This window comes from Halomonas jincaotanensis (assembly GCF_018448785.1).
GTDB classification, from domain to species: domain Bacteria; phylum Pseudomonadota; class Gammaproteobacteria; order Pseudomonadales; family Halomonadaceae; genus Halomonas; species Halomonas jincaotanensis.
In genome coordinates, this window is record NZ_JAHCLU010000015.1 from 25,269 (window position 1) to 45,595 (window position 20,327).

Annotated in this window: 17 protein-coding genes and 1 pseudogene; 15 read left to right on the forward strand and 3 right to left on the reverse strand. The window is 63.0% G+C overall.

Annotated features, from left to right (window positions below):
- Positions 1 to 24: 24 nt before the first annotated feature.
- Positions 25 to 948 (reverse strand): LysR substrate-binding domain-containing protein, encoded by a 924-nt coding sequence (locus tag KG088_RS13915; protein ID WP_213826310.1) that lies wholly within the window; start codon positions 946 to 948, stop codon positions 25 to 27.
- Between the two features lie 180 nt (positions 949 to 1,128).
- Here KG088_RS13915 and KG088_RS13920 point away from each other — a divergent pair, with 180 nt between their 5' ends.
- The 4 genes from KG088_RS13920 to mtgA all read left to right on the forward strand — a co-directional run bounded on the left by KG088_RS13920 (position 1,129) and on the right by mtgA (position 5,747).
- A complete protein-coding gene (locus tag KG088_RS13920; RefSeq protein ID WP_213826312.1) occupies positions 1,129 to 2,508 on the forward strand; it encodes an L-serine ammonia-lyase in 1,380 nt (459 codons plus the stop codon).
- 108 nt (positions 2,509 to 2,616) lie between these two features.
- Positions 2,617 to 3,726: an S-(hydroxymethyl)glutathione dehydrogenase/class III alcohol dehydrogenase gene (locus KG088_RS13925; RefSeq protein ID WP_213826314.1), complete on the forward strand. Its 1,110-nt coding sequence runs from the start codon at positions 2,617 to 2,619 to the stop codon at positions 3,724 to 3,726.
- A gap of 169 nt (positions 3,727 to 3,895) precedes the next feature.
- Positions 3,896 to 4,750 carry an S-formylglutathione hydrolase gene (gene fghA / locus KG088_RS13930; protein ID WP_213826316.1) on the forward strand — a complete coding sequence of 285 codons (855 nt, stop codon included), beginning with the start codon at positions 3,896 to 3,898 and terminating at the stop codon, positions 4,748 to 4,750.
- Positions 4,751 to 5,030: 280 nt separating this feature from the next.
- Positions 5,031 to 5,747: a monofunctional biosynthetic peptidoglycan transglycosylase gene (mtgA, locus tag KG088_RS13935; RefSeq protein ID WP_213826318.1), complete on the forward strand. Its 717-nt coding sequence runs from the start codon at positions 5,031 to 5,033 to the stop codon at positions 5,745 to 5,747.
- 340 nt (positions 5,748 to 6,087) lie between these two features.
- On the opposite strand, the gene KG088_RS13940 is transcribed toward mtgA, so the two are convergent.
- A complete protein-coding gene (locus tag KG088_RS13940; RefSeq protein WP_250148268.1) occupies positions 6,088 to 6,573 on the reverse strand; it encodes an invasion associated locus B family protein in 486 nt (161 codons plus the stop codon).
- A 217-nt stretch (positions 6,574 to 6,790) separates the two neighbouring features.
- On the reverse strand, positions 6,791 to 7,678 hold the full coding sequence (locus tag KG088_RS13945; RefSeq protein WP_213826322.1) for a LysR family transcriptional regulator: 888 nt from the start codon (positions 7,676 to 7,678) through the stop codon (positions 6,791 to 6,793).
- 94 nt (positions 7,679 to 7,772) lie between these two features.
- Here KG088_RS13945 and KG088_RS13950 point away from each other — a divergent pair, with 94 nt between their 5' ends.
- The 11 genes and pseudogenes from KG088_RS13950 to dgcA all read left to right on the forward strand — a co-directional run bounded on the left by KG088_RS13950 (position 7,773) and on the right by dgcA (position 20,256).
- Positions 7,773 to 9,215, forward strand: coding sequence for an aldehyde dehydrogenase family protein (locus KG088_RS13950; protein ID WP_213826324.1), 1,443 nt, complete (start codon positions 7,773 to 7,775; stop codon positions 9,213 to 9,215).
- Positions 9,216 to 9,237: 22 nt separating this feature from the next.
- Positions 9,238 to 10,230, forward strand: coding sequence for a dipeptidase (locus KG088_RS13955; protein ID WP_213826326.1), 993 nt, complete (start codon positions 9,238 to 9,240; stop codon positions 10,228 to 10,230).
- 42 nt (positions 10,231 to 10,272) lie between these two features.
- Positions 10,273 to 11,861 (forward strand): annotated as a pseudogene (locus KG088_RS13960) (BCCT family transporter).
- Positions 11,854 to 13,377 (forward strand): hypothetical protein, encoded by a 1,524-nt coding sequence (locus tag KG088_RS13965; protein WP_250148270.1) that lies wholly within the window; start codon positions 11,854 to 11,856, stop codon positions 13,375 to 13,377. Before KG088_RS13960 ends, KG088_RS13965 begins: the two are co-directional and overlap by 8 nt.
- Positions 13,310 to 13,606: a hypothetical protein gene (locus tag KG088_RS19630; protein WP_250148271.1), complete on the forward strand. Its 297-nt coding sequence runs from the start codon at positions 13,310 to 13,312 to the stop codon at positions 13,604 to 13,606. Before KG088_RS13965 ends, KG088_RS19630 begins: the two co-directional genes overlap by 68 nt.
- Before the next feature lie 4 nt (positions 13,607 to 13,610).
- Complete coding sequence (locus tag KG088_RS13970; RefSeq protein ID WP_213826328.1) at positions 13,611 to 14,378, forward strand: Ldh family oxidoreductase; 768 nt, start codon at positions 13,611 to 13,613, stop codon at positions 14,376 to 14,378.
- Positions 14,379 to 14,404: 26 nt separating this feature from the next.
- Complete coding sequence (locus KG088_RS13975; protein ID WP_213826330.1) at positions 14,405 to 14,794, forward strand: RidA family protein; 390 nt, start codon at positions 14,405 to 14,407, stop codon at positions 14,792 to 14,794.
- A gap of 295 nt (positions 14,795 to 15,089) precedes the next feature.
- Positions 15,090 to 16,217, forward strand: coding sequence for a choline metabolism transcriptional regulator GbdR (gene gbdR / locus KG088_RS13980; protein ID WP_213826332.1), 1,128 nt, complete (start codon positions 15,090 to 15,092; stop codon positions 16,215 to 16,217).
- A 242-nt stretch (positions 16,218 to 16,459) separates the two neighbouring features.
- Entirely contained in the window at positions 16,460 to 17,437 is a 978-nt protein-coding gene (locus KG088_RS13985) for a dipeptidase (protein WP_213826334.1), read from the forward strand.
- Between the two features lie 181 nt (positions 17,438 to 17,618).
- Complete coding sequence (locus KG088_RS13990) at positions 17,619 to 18,170, forward strand: DUF5943 domain-containing protein (protein ID WP_213826336.1); 552 nt, start codon at positions 17,619 to 17,621, stop codon at positions 18,168 to 18,170.
- A gap of 13 nt (positions 18,171 to 18,183) precedes the next feature.
- Positions 18,184 to 20,256 carry a dimethylglycine demethylation protein DgcA gene (dgcA, locus tag KG088_RS13995; protein ID WP_213826338.1) on the forward strand — a complete coding sequence of 691 codons (2,073 nt, stop codon included), beginning with the start codon at positions 18,184 to 18,186 and terminating at the stop codon, positions 20,254 to 20,256.
- Positions 20,257 to 20,327 lie beyond the last annotated feature (71 nt).

Consider the following 20,327-nt stretch of genomic DNA (forward strand, 5'->3'; position numbering starts at 1 on the left):
CAATCCGTGCTGCCCATTCCTCGGTCAACTCGCAGCCGAGCGTCGCGCCTCATCCACAATCCAGTCATGCACGGCCAATACCCGGCGATCGTCCAGGGCGCCGGTGGCGTGTACGAGGCCGTAACGCATGCCGGTGGTCACCCGCTGCGGAAAGGGGGCGATGAGCGCGCCGCTGCCCAGCTCGCCACTGATCAGCCTCTGGCGAGCGATCGCTACGCCCATGCCGGCGGTCGCCGCCTCCATGATCAGCTGATGGCGATTGAAGGTGTAACCGCGCCGCACATTGACGTGCGCCGCGTCGATGGCCTCTAGGTAGTGCTCCCATTCGGCGTAATCGTGGCTGCCACGCCAGGCGGTTACGTCATGCAGGAGCGGGTACCAGGCGAGATCCTCGGCCCGACGGAGTGATGGACGGCCGCGCAGCAGTCCCGGCGAACACACGGGAAAGATCCGCTCCTCCATCAGCGGCGTGATCGATAGCCCCGGGAGCTGGCCGTCATTGAGGTCGATGGCCAGATCGAAGTCGCCGTCGCGCAGCGAGATGTTGCTATCCTCGGCGATGACCTGAAGCTCGATATCGGGAAAGCGCGTCTGCAGCCGCGGCAGGCGTGGCATCAGCCAGCGGTTGAGAAAGGAGGGTATCGAGCGCAGCCGAATGATGCCGCTCATGACCCCCGAGCGCAGCCGTTTCACTTCGAGGCCCACTGCCCGGTAGGCCTGATCCACTACGGCGGCGAGCCGCTTGCCTTCCTCGGTGAGCTCCAGCTGTCGCGGCCGTCGGCGAAACAGCTTGAAGCCGAGCCGCTCTTCCAGCTGCTTGATCTGCTGACTCACCGCTCCCGTCGTGACATGCAACTCCTCGGCGGCCCGAGTGAAGGAGAGGTGAGTAGCACTGACCGCGAATACCTTCAGCCAGGCGTGAGTTTGGGCGTTGAGATGACGGCTCATGATTGAGTTCTGCTAAACTGAAGACAAGATATTATCCATTGCCCGCGTCGTCGGGTGCTACGAACATAGCATGATGGCTGTCACCGGGCAGCCAGTCATGCACGATGCTTTAGCCATACTGATGTGTCGTGATCGAAATGGGTAGATGGCGATACGCGTGATCGCCCGGGAGCCAGCAAGATGTCCATCAGTGTGTTTGATCTGTTCAAGATCGGTGTGGGTCCTTCGAGCTCGCATACCGTAGGCCCCATGCGTGCCGCCTACGAATTTGTCGACGAACTGTGTGAGCGCGATCTCCTGGCCCAGGTGTCACGCCTTCAGGTTGAGTTGTTTGGTTCGCTGTCGGCCACCGGCATCGGTCATGGCACCGACCATGCGGTGATCATGGGATTGATGGGCGAGCGGCCGGACCGCATTGACCCGGCGGTCATCGCACCCGCCATCGAGGCCCTGCGCGCTTCCGATTCGCTGCTGCTCAATGGTGACCAAGCGATCCCCTTCCTCTGGGCGCGTGACATGCAGTTGCACGAGGAGAGCCTACCGCATCATCCCAACGCCATGCGCCTGATCGCCCATGGGGACACCGATGAGCTCTACCGAAACACCTATTACTCGGTGGGCGGCGGCTTCGTGATCAACGAGGCCCAGGCCGAAGGGGGTGAGCTCGACACCAATACCACCGAGCTGCCCTACGATTTCCAGACCGGCAACGACCTGATGCGTATGTGCCGGGAGAGTGGACTGCGTATCAGCGAGCTGATGCTGGAGAACGAGAAGACGTGGCGCAGTGAAGCCGAGATCCGACAGGGCCTGCTGGCGATCTGGGCGGCCATGCAGGACTGCGTCAAGAAGGGCATGGAGGCCGAGGGCGTGCTGCCTGGCGGGCTCAACGTCCGCCGCCGTGCCAAGTCCCTGTACCAGCGCATGCTGGCCAGCAAGGACGACCACTCGCTGATCGCCTCGACGATGTCGGCCATGGACTGGGTCAACCTCTATGCCCTGGCGGTCAACGAGGAGAACGCCGCCGGCGGGCGCATGGTCACCGCCCCCACCAACGGCGCGGCGGGCATCATCCCCGCGGTGCTGCACTACTACATGCAGTTCCGCCAGGGCGCCAGCGATCGCGACGTGGTGGACTACCTGCTTACCGCCGGTGCCGTGGGCATCCTGTGCAAGAAGAACGCCTCCATCTCCGGCGCCGAGGTGGGCTGCCAGGGTGAGGTCGGCTCGGCCTGCGCCATGGCCGCCGCCGGCCTCGCCGAGCTGATGGGCGGCAGTGTCGGCCAGGTGGAAAACGCCGCCGAGATCGGACTGGAGCACAACCTGGGGCTGACTTGCGACCCGGTGGGCGGGCTGGTGCAGGTGCCCTGCATCGAGCGCAACGCCATCGCCTCGGTGAAGGCGATCAACGCCGCGCAGATGGCGCTGCGCGGCGACGGCGAGCACTTCATCTCGCTGGACAAGGTGATCCGCACCATGCGCGATACCGGGGCCGACATGCAGGAGAAGTACAAGGAAACCTCCCGCGGGGGCCTGGCGGTCAACACCATCGAGTGTTGAGCGCGTGACGCCGGGGGATGAGCATCCTCGTTGTCAGCTGATATGCTATGGGCAACGATTCGAATACCCCGTTAGTCAGGCTGCCGAACCCAATACGAGGAGACGTTCATGAAGTCACGCGCCGCCGTTGCCCTGGAAGCCGGCAAGCCTTTGGAATTGGTCGAGATCGATGTCGAGGGTCCCAAGACTGGGGAGGTGCTGGTGCGCATGGCCGCCACCAGCGTCTGCCATACCGACGCCTATACGCTTTCGGGTGCCGACCCCGAAGGCAACTTCCCGGCGGTGCTGGGCCACGAGGGCGCAGGCGTCGTGCAGGAAGTGGGCGAGGGGGTCACCAGTGTGAATCCCGGCGATCACGTGATTCCGCTCTATACCGCCGAATGCGGCCAGTGCAAGTTCTGCCTTTCGGGCAAGACCAACCTGTGCGGTGCGGTGCGCGCCACCCAAGGCAAGGGCGTGATGCCGGATGGTACCTCGCGCTTCTCGCTCGAGGGCAAGATGCTGCACCACTATATGGGCACCTCCACCTTCAGCGAATATACCGTGCTGCCCGAGGTCTCCTTGGCCGTGGTCTCCAAGGAGGCGCCCATGGACAAGATCTGCCTGCTGGGCTGTGGCGTGACCACCGGGATCGGGGCGGTGATGAACACCGCCAAGGTCGAACCAGGCGCGACCGTCGCCGTCTTTGGCCTCGGCGCTATCGGCCTGGCGGTGATCCAGGGCGCAGTGATGGCCAAGGCGAGCCGCATCATTGCCATCGACGTCAACCCGGAGAAATTCACGCTGGCCGAACAGTTCGGCGCCACCGATTTCGTCAATCCTAAGGACTACAGCGACCCCATTCAGCAGGTGATCGTCGATCTCACCGATGGTGGCGTCGACTACTCCTTCGAGTGCATCGGTAATGTCAACGTCATGCGCTCGGCCCTTGAGTGTTGTCACAAGGGCTGGGGCGAGTCGATCATCATTGGCGTGGCCGGGGCCGGCGAGGAGATCGCCACACGGCCCTTCCAACTGGTCACCGGGCGTGTCTGGAAGGGCTCTGCCTTCGGCGGGGTGAAGGGCCGTACCGAGTTGCCGGGCTACGTGGAGCGCTACATGAACGGCGAGATCAACATCGACGACTTCATCACCCATGACATGCCCTTCGACCAGATCAACGAGGCCTTCGAGTTGCTGCACCGGGGCGAGAGCATCCGCACCGTCCTCCACTATTAATTAATACGCGCTCGAAGCCGCGCGAAAGATGATACGCGCCGCTTTTTTCTCACGCCCGAAACTGCGTGACGCGCGAAGGGGTCAACATTTGAGCGCCCGGCGATGATTTGCTGGTGTATCCGTGTAAAAAAGTGCGGCCGGGGCTCTCCGGCTTTCAGGAGAAACATTGATGACCATGACCGAACACCTCGAGCTGGTGTCGGAGAACCGCAGCTTCGGTGGCTGGCACCGGCGCTATCGGCACCGCTCCCGGGCGCTTGACTGCGAGATGATCTTCTCCATTTACCTGCCTCCGCAGGCCGAGGGCGAACGCGTGCCATTGCTGTGGTGGCTTTCCGGGCTGACCTGCACCGACGAGAACTTCATGCAGAAGGCGGGAGCGCATCGTGTCGCGGCCGAGCTCGGTATCGCTATTGTCTGTCCGGACACCAGCCCACGGGGCACTGACCTGCCGGGCGAGCACGACGACTACGACTTCGGCAGCGGTGCTGGCTTCTACGTCAATGCCACCCGGGCGCCCTGGAAGAAGCACTACCGCATGTATGACTACGTGGCCGAGGAACTGCCCTCGGTGGTGCGCCAGCACTTTCCCGTCAATGGCCGGGAATCCATCAGCGGTCACTCCATGGGCGGCCATGGGGCATTGGTCATGGCCTTGCGGCGTCCCGGGCATTATCGCTCAGTATCGGCGTTCTCGCCGGTCGTCAATCCGTCCGAAAGCCCTTGGGGACAGAAGGCGTTCTCGGCCTATCTTGGCGAGGATCGGGGCAGTTGGACCCAGTACGACACTTGTGAACTGGTGGCCAGAGGCGCCTCGAGTCAGGCGCTTTTCATCGACCAGGGCGATGCCGACAATTTCCTGAATGAACAGCTCATGCCCGAGCGACTCGAAGCAGTATGCGCCAAGCACGATCATCCCCTGACCTTGCGTCGTCAGCCGGGCTACGATCACAGCTATTTCTTCATCGCCACCTTCATCGAAGAACACCTCCGCTACCATGCCAAGCGGCTGCAAAAGCGCTGATGCATCTGCCCGCCGGGATCATCTCCCGGTGGGTTCCAAGGCAACCTCTTTCTCATCCCTATCTCTTTTCCTCCCTCCTGGGTCTTTCTCTTGTCGGGCCAGTCTCCACCGGCCCCCCAGACTCCGGGCTTCCTGCTGCTCGACAACTTTAACCCTGCTCTCATCACCACGTTGAGGGCCTGTGCCGTGTTCGGGACGAGGCCTTGTTATACTGTCGACGACATTTCTCGAGCCAGGGTCTGGCTCGTTTCGCACCGTTCCCTTTTACAAAGGACCTTGCATGTCGTTGCTCCGACTCCGCCCTTCGCTGCGCGGATTCCTGCGTGCCCTTGCCCTGGTGGCAATCGGTTTCGTGGCGCTCTCGCTCCTCCTGGTACTGTTGTTCCGGGTGGTACCGGTGTTCGGCTCGATGGTCATGGTCGAGCGCAAGGTAGCCTCTTGGGTAGCTCGAGAACCGCTGGCTATCGAACACCAATGGCGCGACTGGGAGGCGCTCTCGGACCATGCCAAGCTCGCCGTGATCGCCGCTGAGGACCAGCGCTTTCCCGATCATCATGGCTTCGACGTTGCGGCGATTCGCCAGGCCCTGGAAGCCAGCCGCAATGGCAGGCGTTTGCGTGGCGCCAGCACCATCAGCCAGCAGACCGCCAAGAACCTCTTCCTATGGACTGGGCGTCACTGGGTGAGAAAGGGGATAGAGGCTTGGTTCACCCTGCTGATTGAGGCGCTATGGCCGAAGCAGCGCATCCTCGAGGTCTATCTCAACATCGTCGAATGGGATAACGGCGTTTTCGGCCTTGAGGCCGCCTCCCAGCACTATTTTGGCGTCTCGGCGAGCCAGCTCAGCGCTGCCCAGGCCAGCCGCCTGGCTGCCATTCTGCCTAACCCCAGGGATTGGGATGCCGCCCGGCCCAGTGCCCATGTCGAACAGCGTAGCGCCTGGATTCGCCAGCAGATGAACAACCTCGGTGGAGCGGGTTATCTGGAGAATTTCTGAGGTTTCCAGCTCGGCGACGGTTACGATGTTTTTGACATTTCATCCGTCGTATCCGGGCGTCGGCAGGGAGGCGCTATGCTGTCGACAAGTCACCCAAGCCGGAGCTACCCGATCACCTCCCGTGATCTGCACAACGATGCCATCGTCATCGATGGCCCGATCATCACCAAGTGGTCCCGCGACCTCCTCGTAGACATGCGTCGCGGCGGCCAACGTCACCTGGCGCGTGGCTTTGCGCGTTCGTTAAGCGCTTTTTTCCAAGGTCTCGGAGCAACGACTGCAAGAAAGCCCCGGTCTGACACCGAGGCTTTCGCGTCTTTCACTGGTGAGGGTTAAATTATCAGGGGGCGATGCGGGTGTCGGCGTCGGTAAAGCCGATCAGCGAGATATCCAGGTCCATGCGGTCTCCGCGTGGCCCGATCAGGCTCAGGGTCGCCGTACTGCCGCTGCGAAGTTGCTGCAGCAGCGAGGGTTCGACTGGGAGGTCGGCGCGGCACCCTTGTTCCTGGCAGACCTGATAAGGGAACTGGACCGGCTCACCGCCATCGACACTCAGCTGCAAGCCAGGGGCCAGACGCACGCCCAGCGGCACGAAGAAGGTCATCGCCGGGCCATCGATCTGGGGTGGATAGTCGAGGATCACCTGCATCAAGGGTTGGTCACCGCCGGGTTGGGTGATCAATTGCGCCATCGCACAGGGGGTCGGGCCCTCGGCATTTTGCTGGCATCGGACCTCCCAGTCCTGGAAAGACTCTGTCGTGATATCGGCGTCGGGGGCCGTCCCTGGCGATTGCTGGCTGAAAGCGTTGGGAGACAACACCAACATCGATAATAGTCCCATCATGTATAGACCTTGAGTAAGACGGTGCGGCATTGGCGCAACCTCCCTTGGTTTGGTTGGTAGTGAACGATAGTGCCTACCATGCCCGCTAGTTCGCTCGAGGTCGAGTCCCCTTGGGTCACGAGAGCGGGGCACCATTGCGAGGGCAGTCAACGTACAAGTCATCTCGCAGGATGAGGTGTCGCGCACCGTTTCTTCACGATCATGCAACGGACCCGCCCAAATGTGCCATCACATGGCGGCGCATGGCGGCCGCCGCCGGTGAGAGGCTGACGCCTGTTCGGCACAACAGGCCGATCCGGCGCACCAGAAGGGGCTCGGCCAGAGGCACGAAACACAACCGCTCATGTTCCTCCTGGAACGCGAGGCGGGGCAAAGTGGTGATGCCGATACCAGCCTCGAGCATCGCGGTCAGCGAGATCATGTTGGAGATGAACAGCGAACTGTGCTCCAGCAGTTCAGCGGCCGGTGAGCCGACGAGCAGACGCGAGGTGCCGTTGCGGATCAGGGAATATCCCGCCAGCTCACGCCAGTGCAGTCGATCAAGTCCGGCCAGCGGATGATCATCCCGACACACCACGCCGATTTCATCATGCAGCAGCGGGGTGGACGACAGCGCCTCCTGGGGCTGCCAGAGGCTGGTAATCCCCAGTTCCACCTCTCCCGTCAACACCATCTGGGCCACTAGCTCGGAGTGACCGTCCTGCAGGCTGATCTCGATCCCCGGGTAATCGACCACGAAGCTTGCCAGAATGGCAGGCATCAGTCGGCTGGCCACCGAGGGTACCGTGGCGATATCAACTCGGCCTGCCTGGTGGCAGGTCATGGCCAGGGCATCGCGGCTTACCCGGTCGTGGTGGGCCACCAGTTCATGAAAGCGCGGCAGGCACCATTGCCCGAATGGCGTCAGCGCTGCCTTGCCATTGCCCTTCTCGAAGAGTGGCTGTCCGAGGCGTTCCTCGAGGTCGCGGACCGCCATGGAAATCGCCGGCTGGCTGCGATGTAGGTGCCTGGCGGCGGCATGGAAGCCACCCTGGTCGAGAATCGCCAGCATGCAGCGGAGCTGCTGCAGCTTCAACTCGGGTTGCACGGTAAGATATCCTGATCATTTTATCGAATTTATTGATTATCCTTATCTTCGTGGCTTTCCTAGGATGATGTCAACGCAATCCAGGAGAGATTCCATGTCGCATACCTATCCCCTCTTTATCGATGGCCAATGGCAAGATGGCGAGTCTACCATCGCCAACCACAGCCCCTCGGACACCGGCGACCTGATTGGTCACTACGCCCAGGCCGGCGTCGCCCAGGTGAGTGAGGCGATCGCCGCGGCGCGGCGTGGTCAGCGTGAGTGGGCGAAGACCGGCCTGGAGCAGCGCTACGGCGTGCTGATGACCATCGGCGACGAACTTGCCGCGCGCAAGGATGAGTTGGGGCGGCTGCTGTCGCGCGAGGAGGGCAAGCCGTTGGCCGAGGGCGTGGGGGAGGTCTATCGCTCCGCGCAGTTCTTCCACTACTACGCCGCCGAGGTGTTGCGCCAGATCGATGAGCGCGTGGATTCCGTGCGCCCCGGTGTCGAGGTCGAGACGCGTCGCGATCCGGTCGGCGTGGTAGGCGTCATCAGTCCCTGGAACTTCCCCATGGCCACCGCCGTGTGGAAGATCGCGCCGGCACTGGCCTTCGGTAATGCAGTGATCTTCAAGCCGGCCAACCTTGTGCCGGCCAGCGCCTGGGCATTGACCGAGATCATCAGCCGCCAGGCACTGCCCGCGGGTACCTTCAACCTCGTAATGGGGCCCGGCGGCAGTGTCGGTGATGCCCTGATCTCCAGCCCCGATATCCAAGCCCTGAGTTTCACCGGCTCATTGGACGTGGGACGGCGCGTGGCGGCCGCCACCACCGGCAACCTGGTCAAGTGCCAGTTGGAGATGGGTTCCAAGAACGCGCTGATCGTGGCCGATGATGCCGACCTCGATCTGGCCGTGGAAGCGGCTTTTGCCGGTGCCTACTCAGGTACCGGACAGAAGTGCACGGCGTCCTCGCGGTTGATCGTCACCGCGGCGGTACACGATGCCTTCGTCGATAAGCTCGTCGCCCGGCTGGGGCGGGCGACGGTGGGGCATGCATTGGCCGAGGGGGTGCAGATAGGTCCGGTCGCGGATGCCCGCCAGTTGGCGTCCAACCTGGCCTGGATCGAGCGGGCCAAGGAGCAGGGTGCCCGGCTGGTCTTCGGTGGCGAGCCTCTCGAGCGAGACACCCAGGGCTATTACATGGCGCCGACGCTGTTTACCGAGACCACCAACGACATGGCGATCAACCGCGAGGAAGTGTTCGGCCCGATTGCTTGCGTCATCAAGGTCGCGAATGCCGAAGAGGCCATCGAGACCCTGAACGACACCAATTTTGGCCTTACTGCCGGCATCATCACAGGCTCCCTGAAACTCGCCAGCGAGTTCAAGGCTCGTGCCGAGACAGGCTGCGTCATGATCAACCTGGCCACCGCCGGTACCGATTACCACGTGCCGTTCGGGGGTCGCAAGGACTCGAGTTTCGGCCCCCGCGAGCAGGGCCGGTACGCCCGGGAATTCTACACTGTGGTCAAGACCTGTTATGTCAAGGCCGGCTGAGCCTAGGCCTGAGGAGCGCTCCGTGTCCAAGAAAATGCTGACTATCGACGGCCTGCAATACTCGAACTGGTCCCGCGACATCTTCCAGCAGATGCGCGAGGGGGGCGTGGACGCCGTGCATGCCACCCTGGTCTATCACGAGACGACCCGCGAGACGCTCTCCAGGCTCGGCGAGTGGAACCGCCGCTTCGAGCAGCATCATGATCTGATCATGCCGGTGCGGGAGCCGGGTGATATTGAGCGGGCGCGTGCCGCCGGCAAGGTGGGCATCTTCCTTGGGGCCCAGAACTGCTCGCCGATCGAGGACGACATCGACATGGTGGCGGTGATGCGCCGCCTGGGCCTGCTGATCATGCAATTGACCTACAACAACCAGAGCCTGCTGGCCTGTGGCTGTTACGAGAGCGAGGATAGCGGCATCACCCGTTTCGGCCGCCAGGTGATCCGCGAGATGAACCGCGTCGGCATGATCATCGACATGTCACACAGCGCCGAGCGTTCCACCCTGGAAGCCATCGAACTCTCCGAGCGTCCGGTGATCATCTCTCATGCCAATCCCGAGTTCTTCCACCCGGCCAAGCGCAACAAGTCCAACCGCGTGCTCGCCGCGATCGCCGAGTGCGACGGCCTGCTGGGTTTCTCGGCCTATCCCTTCCACCTCAAGGATGGACCGGACTGCACCCTGAAATCCTACTGCGACATGATCGCCCGCACCGTGGACCTCATGGGGATCGAGCATGTGGGCATCGGGACCGACCTCTGCCAGGACCAGCCCGTCTCGGTACTCGAGTGGATGCGCAACGGCCGCTGGTCCAAGGAGATGGACTACGGCGAGGGCAGCGCCAGTAATGCCGGCTGGCCGCGTCCGCTGGCCTGGCTGCGCGACAGCCGCGACTTTCCCAACCTGATCGAAGGGCTGCGTCAGCGAGGTTTCGCCGACGATGAGGTCGAGCGGATCATGGGTCGTAACTGGGTGGCATTGCTCCAGCGCGCCGCTACCCCTGCCGCGGCTTGACCTTCCCGACCTGACGGTTCATCCCATAACAAGGAAAACATCATGAGTACGCCTGACAACCATTCATCGGAAAGGCCGACCTCCGGCCACGCAAATCGCTTCGGCGATCCCATTGTCCTGGGCTCAGTATCGGCTTCGTCGTGCTCTTCGTCGTGCTGTCGATCATCGACGTGGAGGGCGTGGCCGCTGCCATCGGTAGTGGCTTCGCCTGGACCGCCGCCATACTCGGCTCCTACTTTCAGCTGCTGTTGCTGTTGACCTTCTTCATTGCCATGGGGCTCGCAATCTCGCCGGCGGCCAGTGCCAAGGTCGGCGGTCTCGATACGCCCGAGCTGAGTACCTTCAAGTGGCTATCGATCATCCTTTGTACCCTGCTGGCCGGTGGTGGCGTCTTCTTCGCTGCCGGCGAGCCGGTCTATCACTTCGTCGTCACGCCACCGGCCTTCGACACCGAGGCGGGTACTGTGGAAGCGGTGGCGGGTGCACTGGCGCAGTCGTTCATGCACTGGGGGTTTTTGGCCTGGGCGGTGCTGGGCTCGCTGACCGCCGTGGTGCTGGCCCATTGGCATTACGACAAGGGCATGCCGCTGCAGCCTCGCACACTGCTTTATCCGGTGTTCGGCGAACGCTTGTTGCGAGGTTGGATCGGTGGCGTGGTCGATGCCTGCTGCGTCATCGCCGTGGTGGCGGGTACCGTTGGGCCGATCGGCTTTCTGGCCACACAGGTCAGCTTTGGTATGCACGAGCTACTTGGCATTGCCGAGGGTTACGTCACCCAGTTGGTGATCCTGGTGGTGCTCGGTGCGGTCTATGTCACCTCGGCTGCCACCGGCATCCACCGGGGCATCCAGCTGCTCAGCCGGTTCAATGTCTTCCTGGCACTGGCCATTGCCGCCATCATCTTCCTGTTTGGTCCCACGCTGTTCCTGACCAACGCCTACCTGCAGGGCTTCGGCGAGTACGTGAGCTCTTTCCTGACGATGGCCACCATGACCTCGGAAACCGCCCCCGCCTGGTGGATGCAGTGGTGGACGGTATTCTTCTTCGCCTGGTTCATCGGCTATGGGCCGCTGATGGCGATTTTCGTGGCGCGTATCTCGCGCGGCCGCACCATTCGCCAGATGATCCTCGCCGTGGCGGTCATGGCGCCCATCGCGACGACGGTCTGGTTCACCTTGCTGGGGGGCTCGGGAATTCACTTCCAGATGGCCGGAGCCATCGACCTGACCGAGGCGCTCAACAACTTCCAGATTGACGTGGCGACGCTCACGGTGGCCCAGGCACTACCGGGCGGCACGCTGATGGCCCTGGCCATCCTGCTGCTGACCACCATTTTCGTCGCCACCACCGGTGATTCGATGAGCTACGCCATCGCCGTGGTCTGCACCGGGCACGACGAGCCACACACCGGCGTGCGTATCTTCTGGGGGGTGGCCATGTCGTTGATGGCCGCCATCCTGCTCTATATGGGCTCGGGGCAGATTGGTGTGTTGCAGCAGTTCATCGTCATTACCGCAATTCCTGTCTCGCTGGTACTGCTGCCATCGCTGTGGACCGGTCCCCAGGCGGCGTATGCCATGGCCCGTCAGCAGGGGCTCACCACTCGTTCCAAGGTGATCGTCAATGACTGATACTGAAAGCCTTGCGGCGGCGCCATTGGGTCTGCGTCCCGCCGATGAGGTAATGCAACTTGAGCGGCTCGGCAGTCTGCATGCCACCCGTCTGAGCTTCGTGCGAAGCCTGGTCCGCCAGATGGCCCGCCAGCGGTGGCAGATCAGCCGCGAGCGCTTCGATCTGGATGCCAACGGCAACGGGACGGCCATCTATCGCCTGCAGACGCCCCATGGTCGCTACCATGGCGTGATGTTCGCCCAACCGCTGGATGATGCACGCCGCTCCGACCGCGTCATCGCCGAGGCCTGGGATGTGACCTTCGGAATGGTAGAGGGCGACGTCGACGACAGCCTATTGGCGCAGATGGCGGCCAATGTGCCGCTGCAGGAAGCGGGACGCCAGCATCCCAGAGTGCTGGTCCTGTCGCGGGCCAACAAGAGCCTGCGTAACTTCGCCCATTTCGTCGAGGCCCTGTCGCGAGGCGAGCAGCCCGATCCCGCCTGGCTGACCCGGGTCGGCTATCTCTATCGGACCACGGCGGTCTACGGGAACGGCAAGTTCGGCATCGCGGATTTCGCCCGCCTGCTGGACAACCCCGATTTCCGGGGGCCCTTCTCGGCGCAGATGGCGGGTGTCTACCTGCTACGGCATTTTTCCATCGAGCAGGTGGAGCACCTGGCGGCCTGTCGTTCGCCCTCGACCGCTTGCCCGCTTGCCACCGAGCTGCGCCGCTATCTGGGCATCGGCAACTCTACGGGACTGGGCATGGCACCCTTCCTGATCAATCATCCCCAGCTGATCGCTCAGTGGATCGCCCAGAGAGAGACGGCACTGACGCTGGCCCTGCGCCAGGTGCCCGAGGAGGCCGATCGTGTCCGTCTGATCGCGTTGACGCGACGCGCCCTAACGCACTTTGAAGAGACGGTCACCGAGGACGCCGAGCAGTCCGAGCGCAATGCCGCCACGGTGGCCGCACTGCCCGATGTGTTGACCTGGCTTTCCTCCGTGCCGCTGGAGCCCGACCTCTGGCACCAGCTGGTCGAGTGGAGTGCCCGGGCCCTGCCGCTGGAAGCCCAGGAGTTGATCAATACGCTGTTGATCGAGCTCTATCCGGATCAGGTGGATGCCCTGGAAGATCGGATGGAGGTCGAGGAGAACCTCGACCTCGAGCCTGACATGCCGTTGATCAGGCTCCGCCAGCTGATCGAGACCCACTATGGCTGGGCCCTGGCGCATGACTACGCGAGCCGCGAGGGTTCCTACTGGTTCTGGTATCGCTCCGCCGAGAAGGAGGAGCCGCGGCTCGGGGTTCGCCACGAAGAACCCGGTGCCGAGAAGGAGATGCCCCTGGCGATCGGTCCGCGGGTCGCGCGCACCCACCAGCAAGTCTGCGCCTTTCTCGAGGCCCACCCGCGGGCCACGGTGGTCGACTTCCTGCTCGAGCATCCTCGCCACAAGCGAAGTCGTGCGACGCATCCAGACGCTGGTCAAGGCGCCCTATGGCGATATCCACGCCAACCTCTGGCATCGTGACATGAAGCCGATGCACCTGCTGCGCACCAAGCTCTCCTTCTTCGGGGCGAGCCGTTTCGATCCCAAGTCGGATCGCTGGGTACGGATCACCCTCTTTCAGGGGGCGCCGCTGGTCGAGGAACTCAACGCCGAGCCGGAGGATCTCGCCGCTTTCGACGACTGGAGCTTTCCCCTCGAGCCCGCCCAGGAGGGGAGTCAACGCCATTCCACGGGTGCTCGGGAGGGGTAATCGAATGAAGGTTTCCTACAACGAACTTCAGGGTCTGTGCCGCAAGGCGTTCAGCGGGATCGGCTTCGAGGAGGGCGATGCAGCCGATGCGGCCGACATGGTCGCCTGGATGCAGTGTCATGGCCTGCACGGCGTCGAGCAGCTCAACCGGGGTCTGGACTATCTGCTCGCCGAAGATCCCGAGGCGCTGACACGGGTCATCTATCAGGACGGCGACCTGGCGGTACTCGACGGCCAGGGCCTCAGCGTGCTGCGCAGCATTAGCCTGGCCACCGAGCTCGGTTTCGCCAAGGCACGGGCCCGCGGTCTCTCGGTGGTCAAGATTCGCCGTTGCCACAATCGCCAGCTGATCATGGGCTACCTCTCGCGGCTGGCGGGGCGTGGCATGAACATCACTGCCTTCTGGCGCAATGCCCAGGTACCCCTCACCGAACAGGTGGTGGGATTTCGTGCCGGGCACACCACGCCTGAGGTGCGCGTCTACTCGGTTCGCGATGTACCCGAGGAGAACGAGCCCAACGATGGCATCACCCTGGTGATGGCCAACCACGTGGAACTGCTGCCGTCGCTGGACCCCGATCACGACCTCGACCTGCTGGCCCATCATCCCGAGTCGGAACTCCTGGCCTGCCGAGAGCTGGCCCTCAAGGAGGGCATCGTGGTTGATGATGCCATCTGGGCGCGCCTCAAGACGCTGGCCCATCGCATCCTGGTGGAATCCAGTGACGCTTCAAGAGGCGGCGCCGGTGCCGGCGTCAATGACAACGATTGATCCTTCCAACTACACGAGACGTCTCCATGATCCATCCAGTTGCTACCGACCTCTATGCCGCCAAGGCCACGCTGGAGTGGGCTGTGATAGGTAACGGCATCCTCTTCACCGCCCAGATCCCCATCGGTGCCGATGGCGCGGTCGTCGAGGGGGGTATCGAGGCCCAGGCTCGCCAGACCCTCGATAACCTGCGCCATACCCTGGCCTGTGCCGGGGGTGGCATGGCAAGCCTGACCCAGGTGCTGATCTACGTAACCCGCCGCGAGGACCTGGCCGTCGTCAATCGCCTCTATACCGAGTACGTCAGCGCGCCTTATCCCAATCGTGCCGCGATCATCGTATCCGGCTTCGCCAGGGAGGAGATGCTGGTGGAGATGGTGGCCTATGCAGCAATGGAGGCAGACCCAGAACCCTAGTGAGACCATAGTGGTTGCTCGGCCACTCCCCGTGCTCCCCGGGCACGCTGCGTGATCGAGAAGTCGATGCGTCGATCATCGCAGCAGTCGGCATCATCAGGGAGTAGTCCGAATTATTCTTAGTGCTCATGGGAATGGGCGATGGCTGCGGTTTCCGGCTAAACTCGGGGAGTGGGAGGGAGGCGAAGACCTCCCCTCGTGACTCGGCCAAGAACAGCTTTGCTGCTTATAATGACAATAATGTTGGCCTCCGTGATACCGACCTCGAGAGACCTCGGGGTCTTGGGGGAGAGCGATGAAATTAGATTCCCATGCCACCACTCCCGAGAGGACTCGGACCCTCGGGTTCCTCCTGCTCGACAATTTCACCCTCATTTCCCTGGCCACGGCCATCGAGCCGCTGCGCATGGCCAACCAGCTGGCCGGGCGTGAACTCTACCGCTGGTATACCCTGAGCATCGATGGCCTGCCGGTCAAGGCCAGCGACGGCCTGCAGGTCGCTCCCGATGTTGCCGTCTCGGTGCCATTGAGTCTCGACATGGTCATCGTCTGCGGTGGGGTCGGTCCGAGCCGCAGCGTGCAGCGCGAGCACATCGCCTGGCTGCAGTCCCAGGCCCGCCTCTCGCGACACCTGGGGGCCATCTGTACCGGCAGCTGGGCGCTGGCCAAGGCGGGCCTGCTGGATGGCTACGAGGCGAGCGTCCACTGGGAGTGTCTGGCGGCCATGCAGGAAGCCTACCCGCGGGTGATTCTGACGCCCCGGCTGTTCTCCATCGACCGCGACCGCGCCTCCTCCTCCGGTGGCACCGCACCGCTAGACATGATGCTCACCCTGATCGGCCGCCACCATGGGCGCGGGCTTGCCGCCGGCATCTCGGAGATGTTCATCTGCGATCGGGTGCGCGGCGAGAACGACCATCAGCGAGTGCCGCTCAAGCATGTCCTGGGCACCACCCAGCCCAAGCTGCTGGAGATCGTCGCCCTGATGGAGGCCAATCTCGAGGAGCCCATCGGTCTCGACGAACTGGCCGACTATGTCGACCTGTCGCGTCGTCAGCTCGAGCGGTTGTTCCAGAAGTACCTGAACTGCGCGCCGTCGCGCTACTACCTCAAGCTGCGTTTGACCCGCGCCCGTCAGCTGCTCAAGCAGACCTCCTTCTCCATCATCGATGTGGCCTCTGCCTGCGGCTTCGTCTCCACGCCGCATTTTTCCAAGTGCTACCGCGAGTTCTTCGGCATGCCGCCCCGTGACGAACGCGGCACTCTGGATCTCTCGCCGATCCCTGCCACCCAGGATGCGGCTGCTCTGTTGAAGTCTGCCGCCTTCGAGCCGCTCGCGCAGGGGCCTGTTTCCAGTGCCAAGGCCGCCCTCGACCAGGCGCGGGGCGAACCCACCTACGCCAGCGTGCGGATCAAGCGGTGAGGAGAACATGAACCGGGTGTCGGGTGCTGCTCCCCCCGACCTCGCACGGCAAGCTTCGAATGGCTGGAGCCTTCAGCCACCGAACGCCTGTCGGCGTATCTGTATGTAGCGGTTTCCGGGCTCGCCGGGTTCGCGAACCGCTATGACGTTTTTGGAATTCTCGCCGTCGCTTCCAAGCGTCGTAAGGGGGGTGGCCGGGGATATGCTGCCGGCAAGTCCACGACAACCCCGGAGCCTCCCCCATGACCCCACGTGAGCTGCATGACGATGCCATCGTCATCGATGGCCTGATCATCGCCAAATGGAACCGTGAGCTGCTTGAGGACATGCAGCGCGGCGGCCTCACGGCGGCCAACTGCACCGTCTCGGTGTGGGAGGGCTTCCAGGCCACCGTCGACAACATCGTCAAGTCCAGCGCACTGATGGCCGAATGCAACGACCTGGTACGCCCCGTCCGTACCACCGCCGACATCAGCCGCGCCAAGGAAGAGGGCAAGACCGGCATCATCTTCGGCTTCCAGAATGCCCACGCCTTCGAGGACCAGATCGGCTACGTGGAGATCTTCAAGCAGCTCGGCGTAGGCATCGTGCAGCTCTGCTACAACACCCAGAATCTGGTGGGGACCGGCTGCTACGAGCGGGACGGCGGGCTCTCCGGCTTCGGGCGCGAGATCGTCGCCGAGATGAACCGGGTAGGCATCATGTGCGATCTCTCCCATGTCGGCTCCCGGACCTCCGAGGAGGTGATTCTCGCTTCCACAAAACCCGTCTGCTACTCCCACTGCCTGCCCTCGGGTCTCAAGGAGCATCCACGCAACAAGTCCGACGAGGAGCTCAGGTTCATCGCCGACCACGGCGGCTTCGTCGGTGTGACCATGTTCACTCCCTTCCTGCGTGCCGGTACCGACGCCACCATCGACGACTACGTCGAGGCCATCGGTTACGTGATGAATATCGTCGGCGAGGACGCCATCGGTATCGGTACCGATTTCACCCAGGGTCATGGCCAGGATTTCTTCGAGTGGCTGACCCACGACAAGGGCTATGCACGCCGTCTTACCGACTTCGGCAAGATCATCAATCCCGAGGGTATCCGTACGGTCGGCGAGTTCCCCAATCTCACCGAGGCGCTGCTCAGGCACGGCTTCAGCGAGCCCCAGGTGAGGAAGATCATGGGCGAGAACTGGGTACGGATTTTAAAAGAGGTGTGGAGTTCTTAACCGAACATGGGGCCTATTGCGCTTGCGGTTACTGCGTCGCGAGGTCGTTCGAAATGCTCATGGACACCAGTCCACTCCGCTTTCTCTCTTCTTCGCGCCTTGTTCCCGCTGCACTCATGACGGCCCGGACTCATTCGCGAATTACACGCCCCAAGAACAACGATTTCAGAGGAATTCGACCGTGACCAAGATGGCTCCCGAACTGCCCATCGAAGTGGATAGCGAAACCGGCATCTGGACCACCGATGCCCTGCCCATGCTCTACGTGCCGCGACACTTCTTCATCAACAACCACATGGCGGTGGAGGAGGCACTGGGCGCCGAGAAGTACGCCGAGATTCTCTACCATGCCGGCTACAAGAGCGCCTGGCACTGGTGCGAGAAGGAGGCCGAACTCCACGGCCTCGAGGGGGTCGCCGTGTTCGAGCACTACATGTTGCGGCTCTCCCAGCGCGGCTGGGGCAGGTTCATCACCGAGGCGATCGACCTGGAGGAAGGCACCGCCCGGGTGCGCCTGGAGCACAGCGCCTTCGTCTACCAGTTGGGCAAGGTGGATCGCAAGATCGAGTACATGTTCACCGGCTGGTTCTCCGGTGCCATGGACCAGATCCTGGCGACCCGTGGCAGTAACCTGCGCACTGTCGCCGAGCAGACCCAGAGTGGTGCCGAGGCGGGGTGTGAGGTCGGGTATTTCGAGGTCAAGCCGCGGTTCGACACGCGACAGCAGGGTTGAGGGGACAGTTACCATGGCATTCGATGCAATCTTCCAGCCGATCCAGATCGGCAAGCTCACCATCCGTAATCGGGTGGTCAGTACCGCCCATGCCGAAGTGCATGCCACCGATGGCGGCATGACCACCGACCGCTACGTCAAGTACTACGAGGAGAAGGCCAAGGGTGGCTGTGGCCTGTGCATTTGCGGCGGCTCATCGGTGGTGTCCATCGACAGCCCCCATGGCTGGTGGAGCTCGGTAAACCTCTCCACCGACCGCATCATCCCGCACTTCCAGAATCTCGCCGATGCCGTGCACCGGCATGGCGGCAGGATCATGATCCAGATCACCCACATGGGCCGTCGTTCGCGCTGGGATGGCTTCGACTGGCCGAGCCTGGTGTCGCCGTCGGGCATCCGCGAGCCGGTTCACCGCTCCACCTGCAAGACCATCGAGGAGGAGGAGATCTGGCGCATCATCGGCGATTACGCCCAGGCGGCGCGACGGGCCAAGGAGGGGGGGCTCGATGGTGTCGAGCTCTCCGCCGTGCACCAGCACCTGATCGATCAGTTCTGGAGCCCGCGGGTCAACAAGCGCGAGGACCAGTGGGGCGGCAGCTTCGAGGGTCGCATGAAGTTCGGCATGGAAGTGCTCAAGGCGGTGCGCGCCGAGGTGGGCGACGATTTCGTGGTTGGCATGCGCATCTGCGGGGACGAGTTTCACCCCGATGGCCTCAGCCACGAGGACATGAAGCAGATCGCTGCCTATTACGATGCCACCGGCCAGGTGGATTTCTTCGGTGTGATCGGCTCTGGCTGCGACACCCACAACACCCTGGCCAACGTGATCCCCAACATGGCCTATCCGCCGGAGCCCTTCCTGCACCTGGCAGCGGGCATCAAGGAGGTGGTCAAGGTACCGGTGATCCATGCCCAGAACATCAAGGATCCCAACCAGGCAAACCGGATCCTGGAGGGGGGCTATGTGGATCTGGTGGGCATGACGCGTGCCCACATCGCCGACCCGCACCTCATTGCCAAGATCAAGATGGGACAGATCGATCAGATCAAGCAGTGTGTCGGCGCCAACTACTGCATCGACCGCCAGTATCAGGGCCTCGATGTGCTCTGCATCCAGAATGCCGCGACGTCACGGGAGTACATGGGACTGCCGCACATCATCGAGAAGAGCGAAGGGCCCAAGCGCAAGGTCGTGGTGGTCGGCGGTGGCCCCGGTGGCATGGAAGCGGCCCGGGTGGCGGCCGAGCGTGGCCACGAGGTGACCCTGTTCGAGGCGGCGGAGCAGCTTGGTGGCCAGATCACCATCGCGGCACGGGCACCCCAGCGCGACCAGATCGCCGGCATCACTCGCTGGTTCCAGCTGGAGCTCGCGCGTCTCAAGGTCGACCTGCGCCTGGGTACCCGCGCCGACGAGGCAACCATCAAGGACCTGAGGCCGGACATCGTGGTGCTGGCCACGGGCGGCCAGCCCTTCATGACCCAGCATCCCGAGTGGGGCTACTCGGAAAACCCCGAGGAGAGCCTGGTGGTAAGCACCTGGGACATCCTCTCGGGCAGCGTGGCGCCGGGCAGCAATGTGCTGATCTATGACGCCATCTGCGAGTTCTCCGGTCTCTCGACGGCGGATTATCTCGCCGAGAAGGGCGCCAGGGTCGAGATCGTAACCGACGACATCAAGCCTGGCGCCGCCGTGGGGGGCACCACCTTCCCCACCTTCTATCGCAGCCTCTACGACAAGGAGGTGATCATGACCTCCGACCTGATGCTGCACAGGGTCTACCGAGAGGGTTCAGGCCTGGTGGCGGTGCTCGAGAATGAGTACACCGGTACCCAGGAGGAGCGGGTGGTGGACCAGGTGGTGGTGGAAAATGGTGTCAGGCCCGACGAGGCGCTCTACTATGCCCTCAAGGAGCAGTCACGCAACCGCGGCCAGATCGACCTCGAGGCGCTCTATGCGATCGAGCCGCAGCCCTGCCTGAGCAAGGCAGGAGATGGCTTCCTGCTGTTCCGGCTGGGTGACTGCAATGCGCCCCGCAACACCCATGCGGCGATCTACGATGCCTTGCGGCTCTGCAAGGATTTCTAACCCCTAGCCGTAAGCTGTAAGCCGGAAGCTGTAAGCGGGGGAGGTAACTTACCGCTTACAGCGTAAGGCTT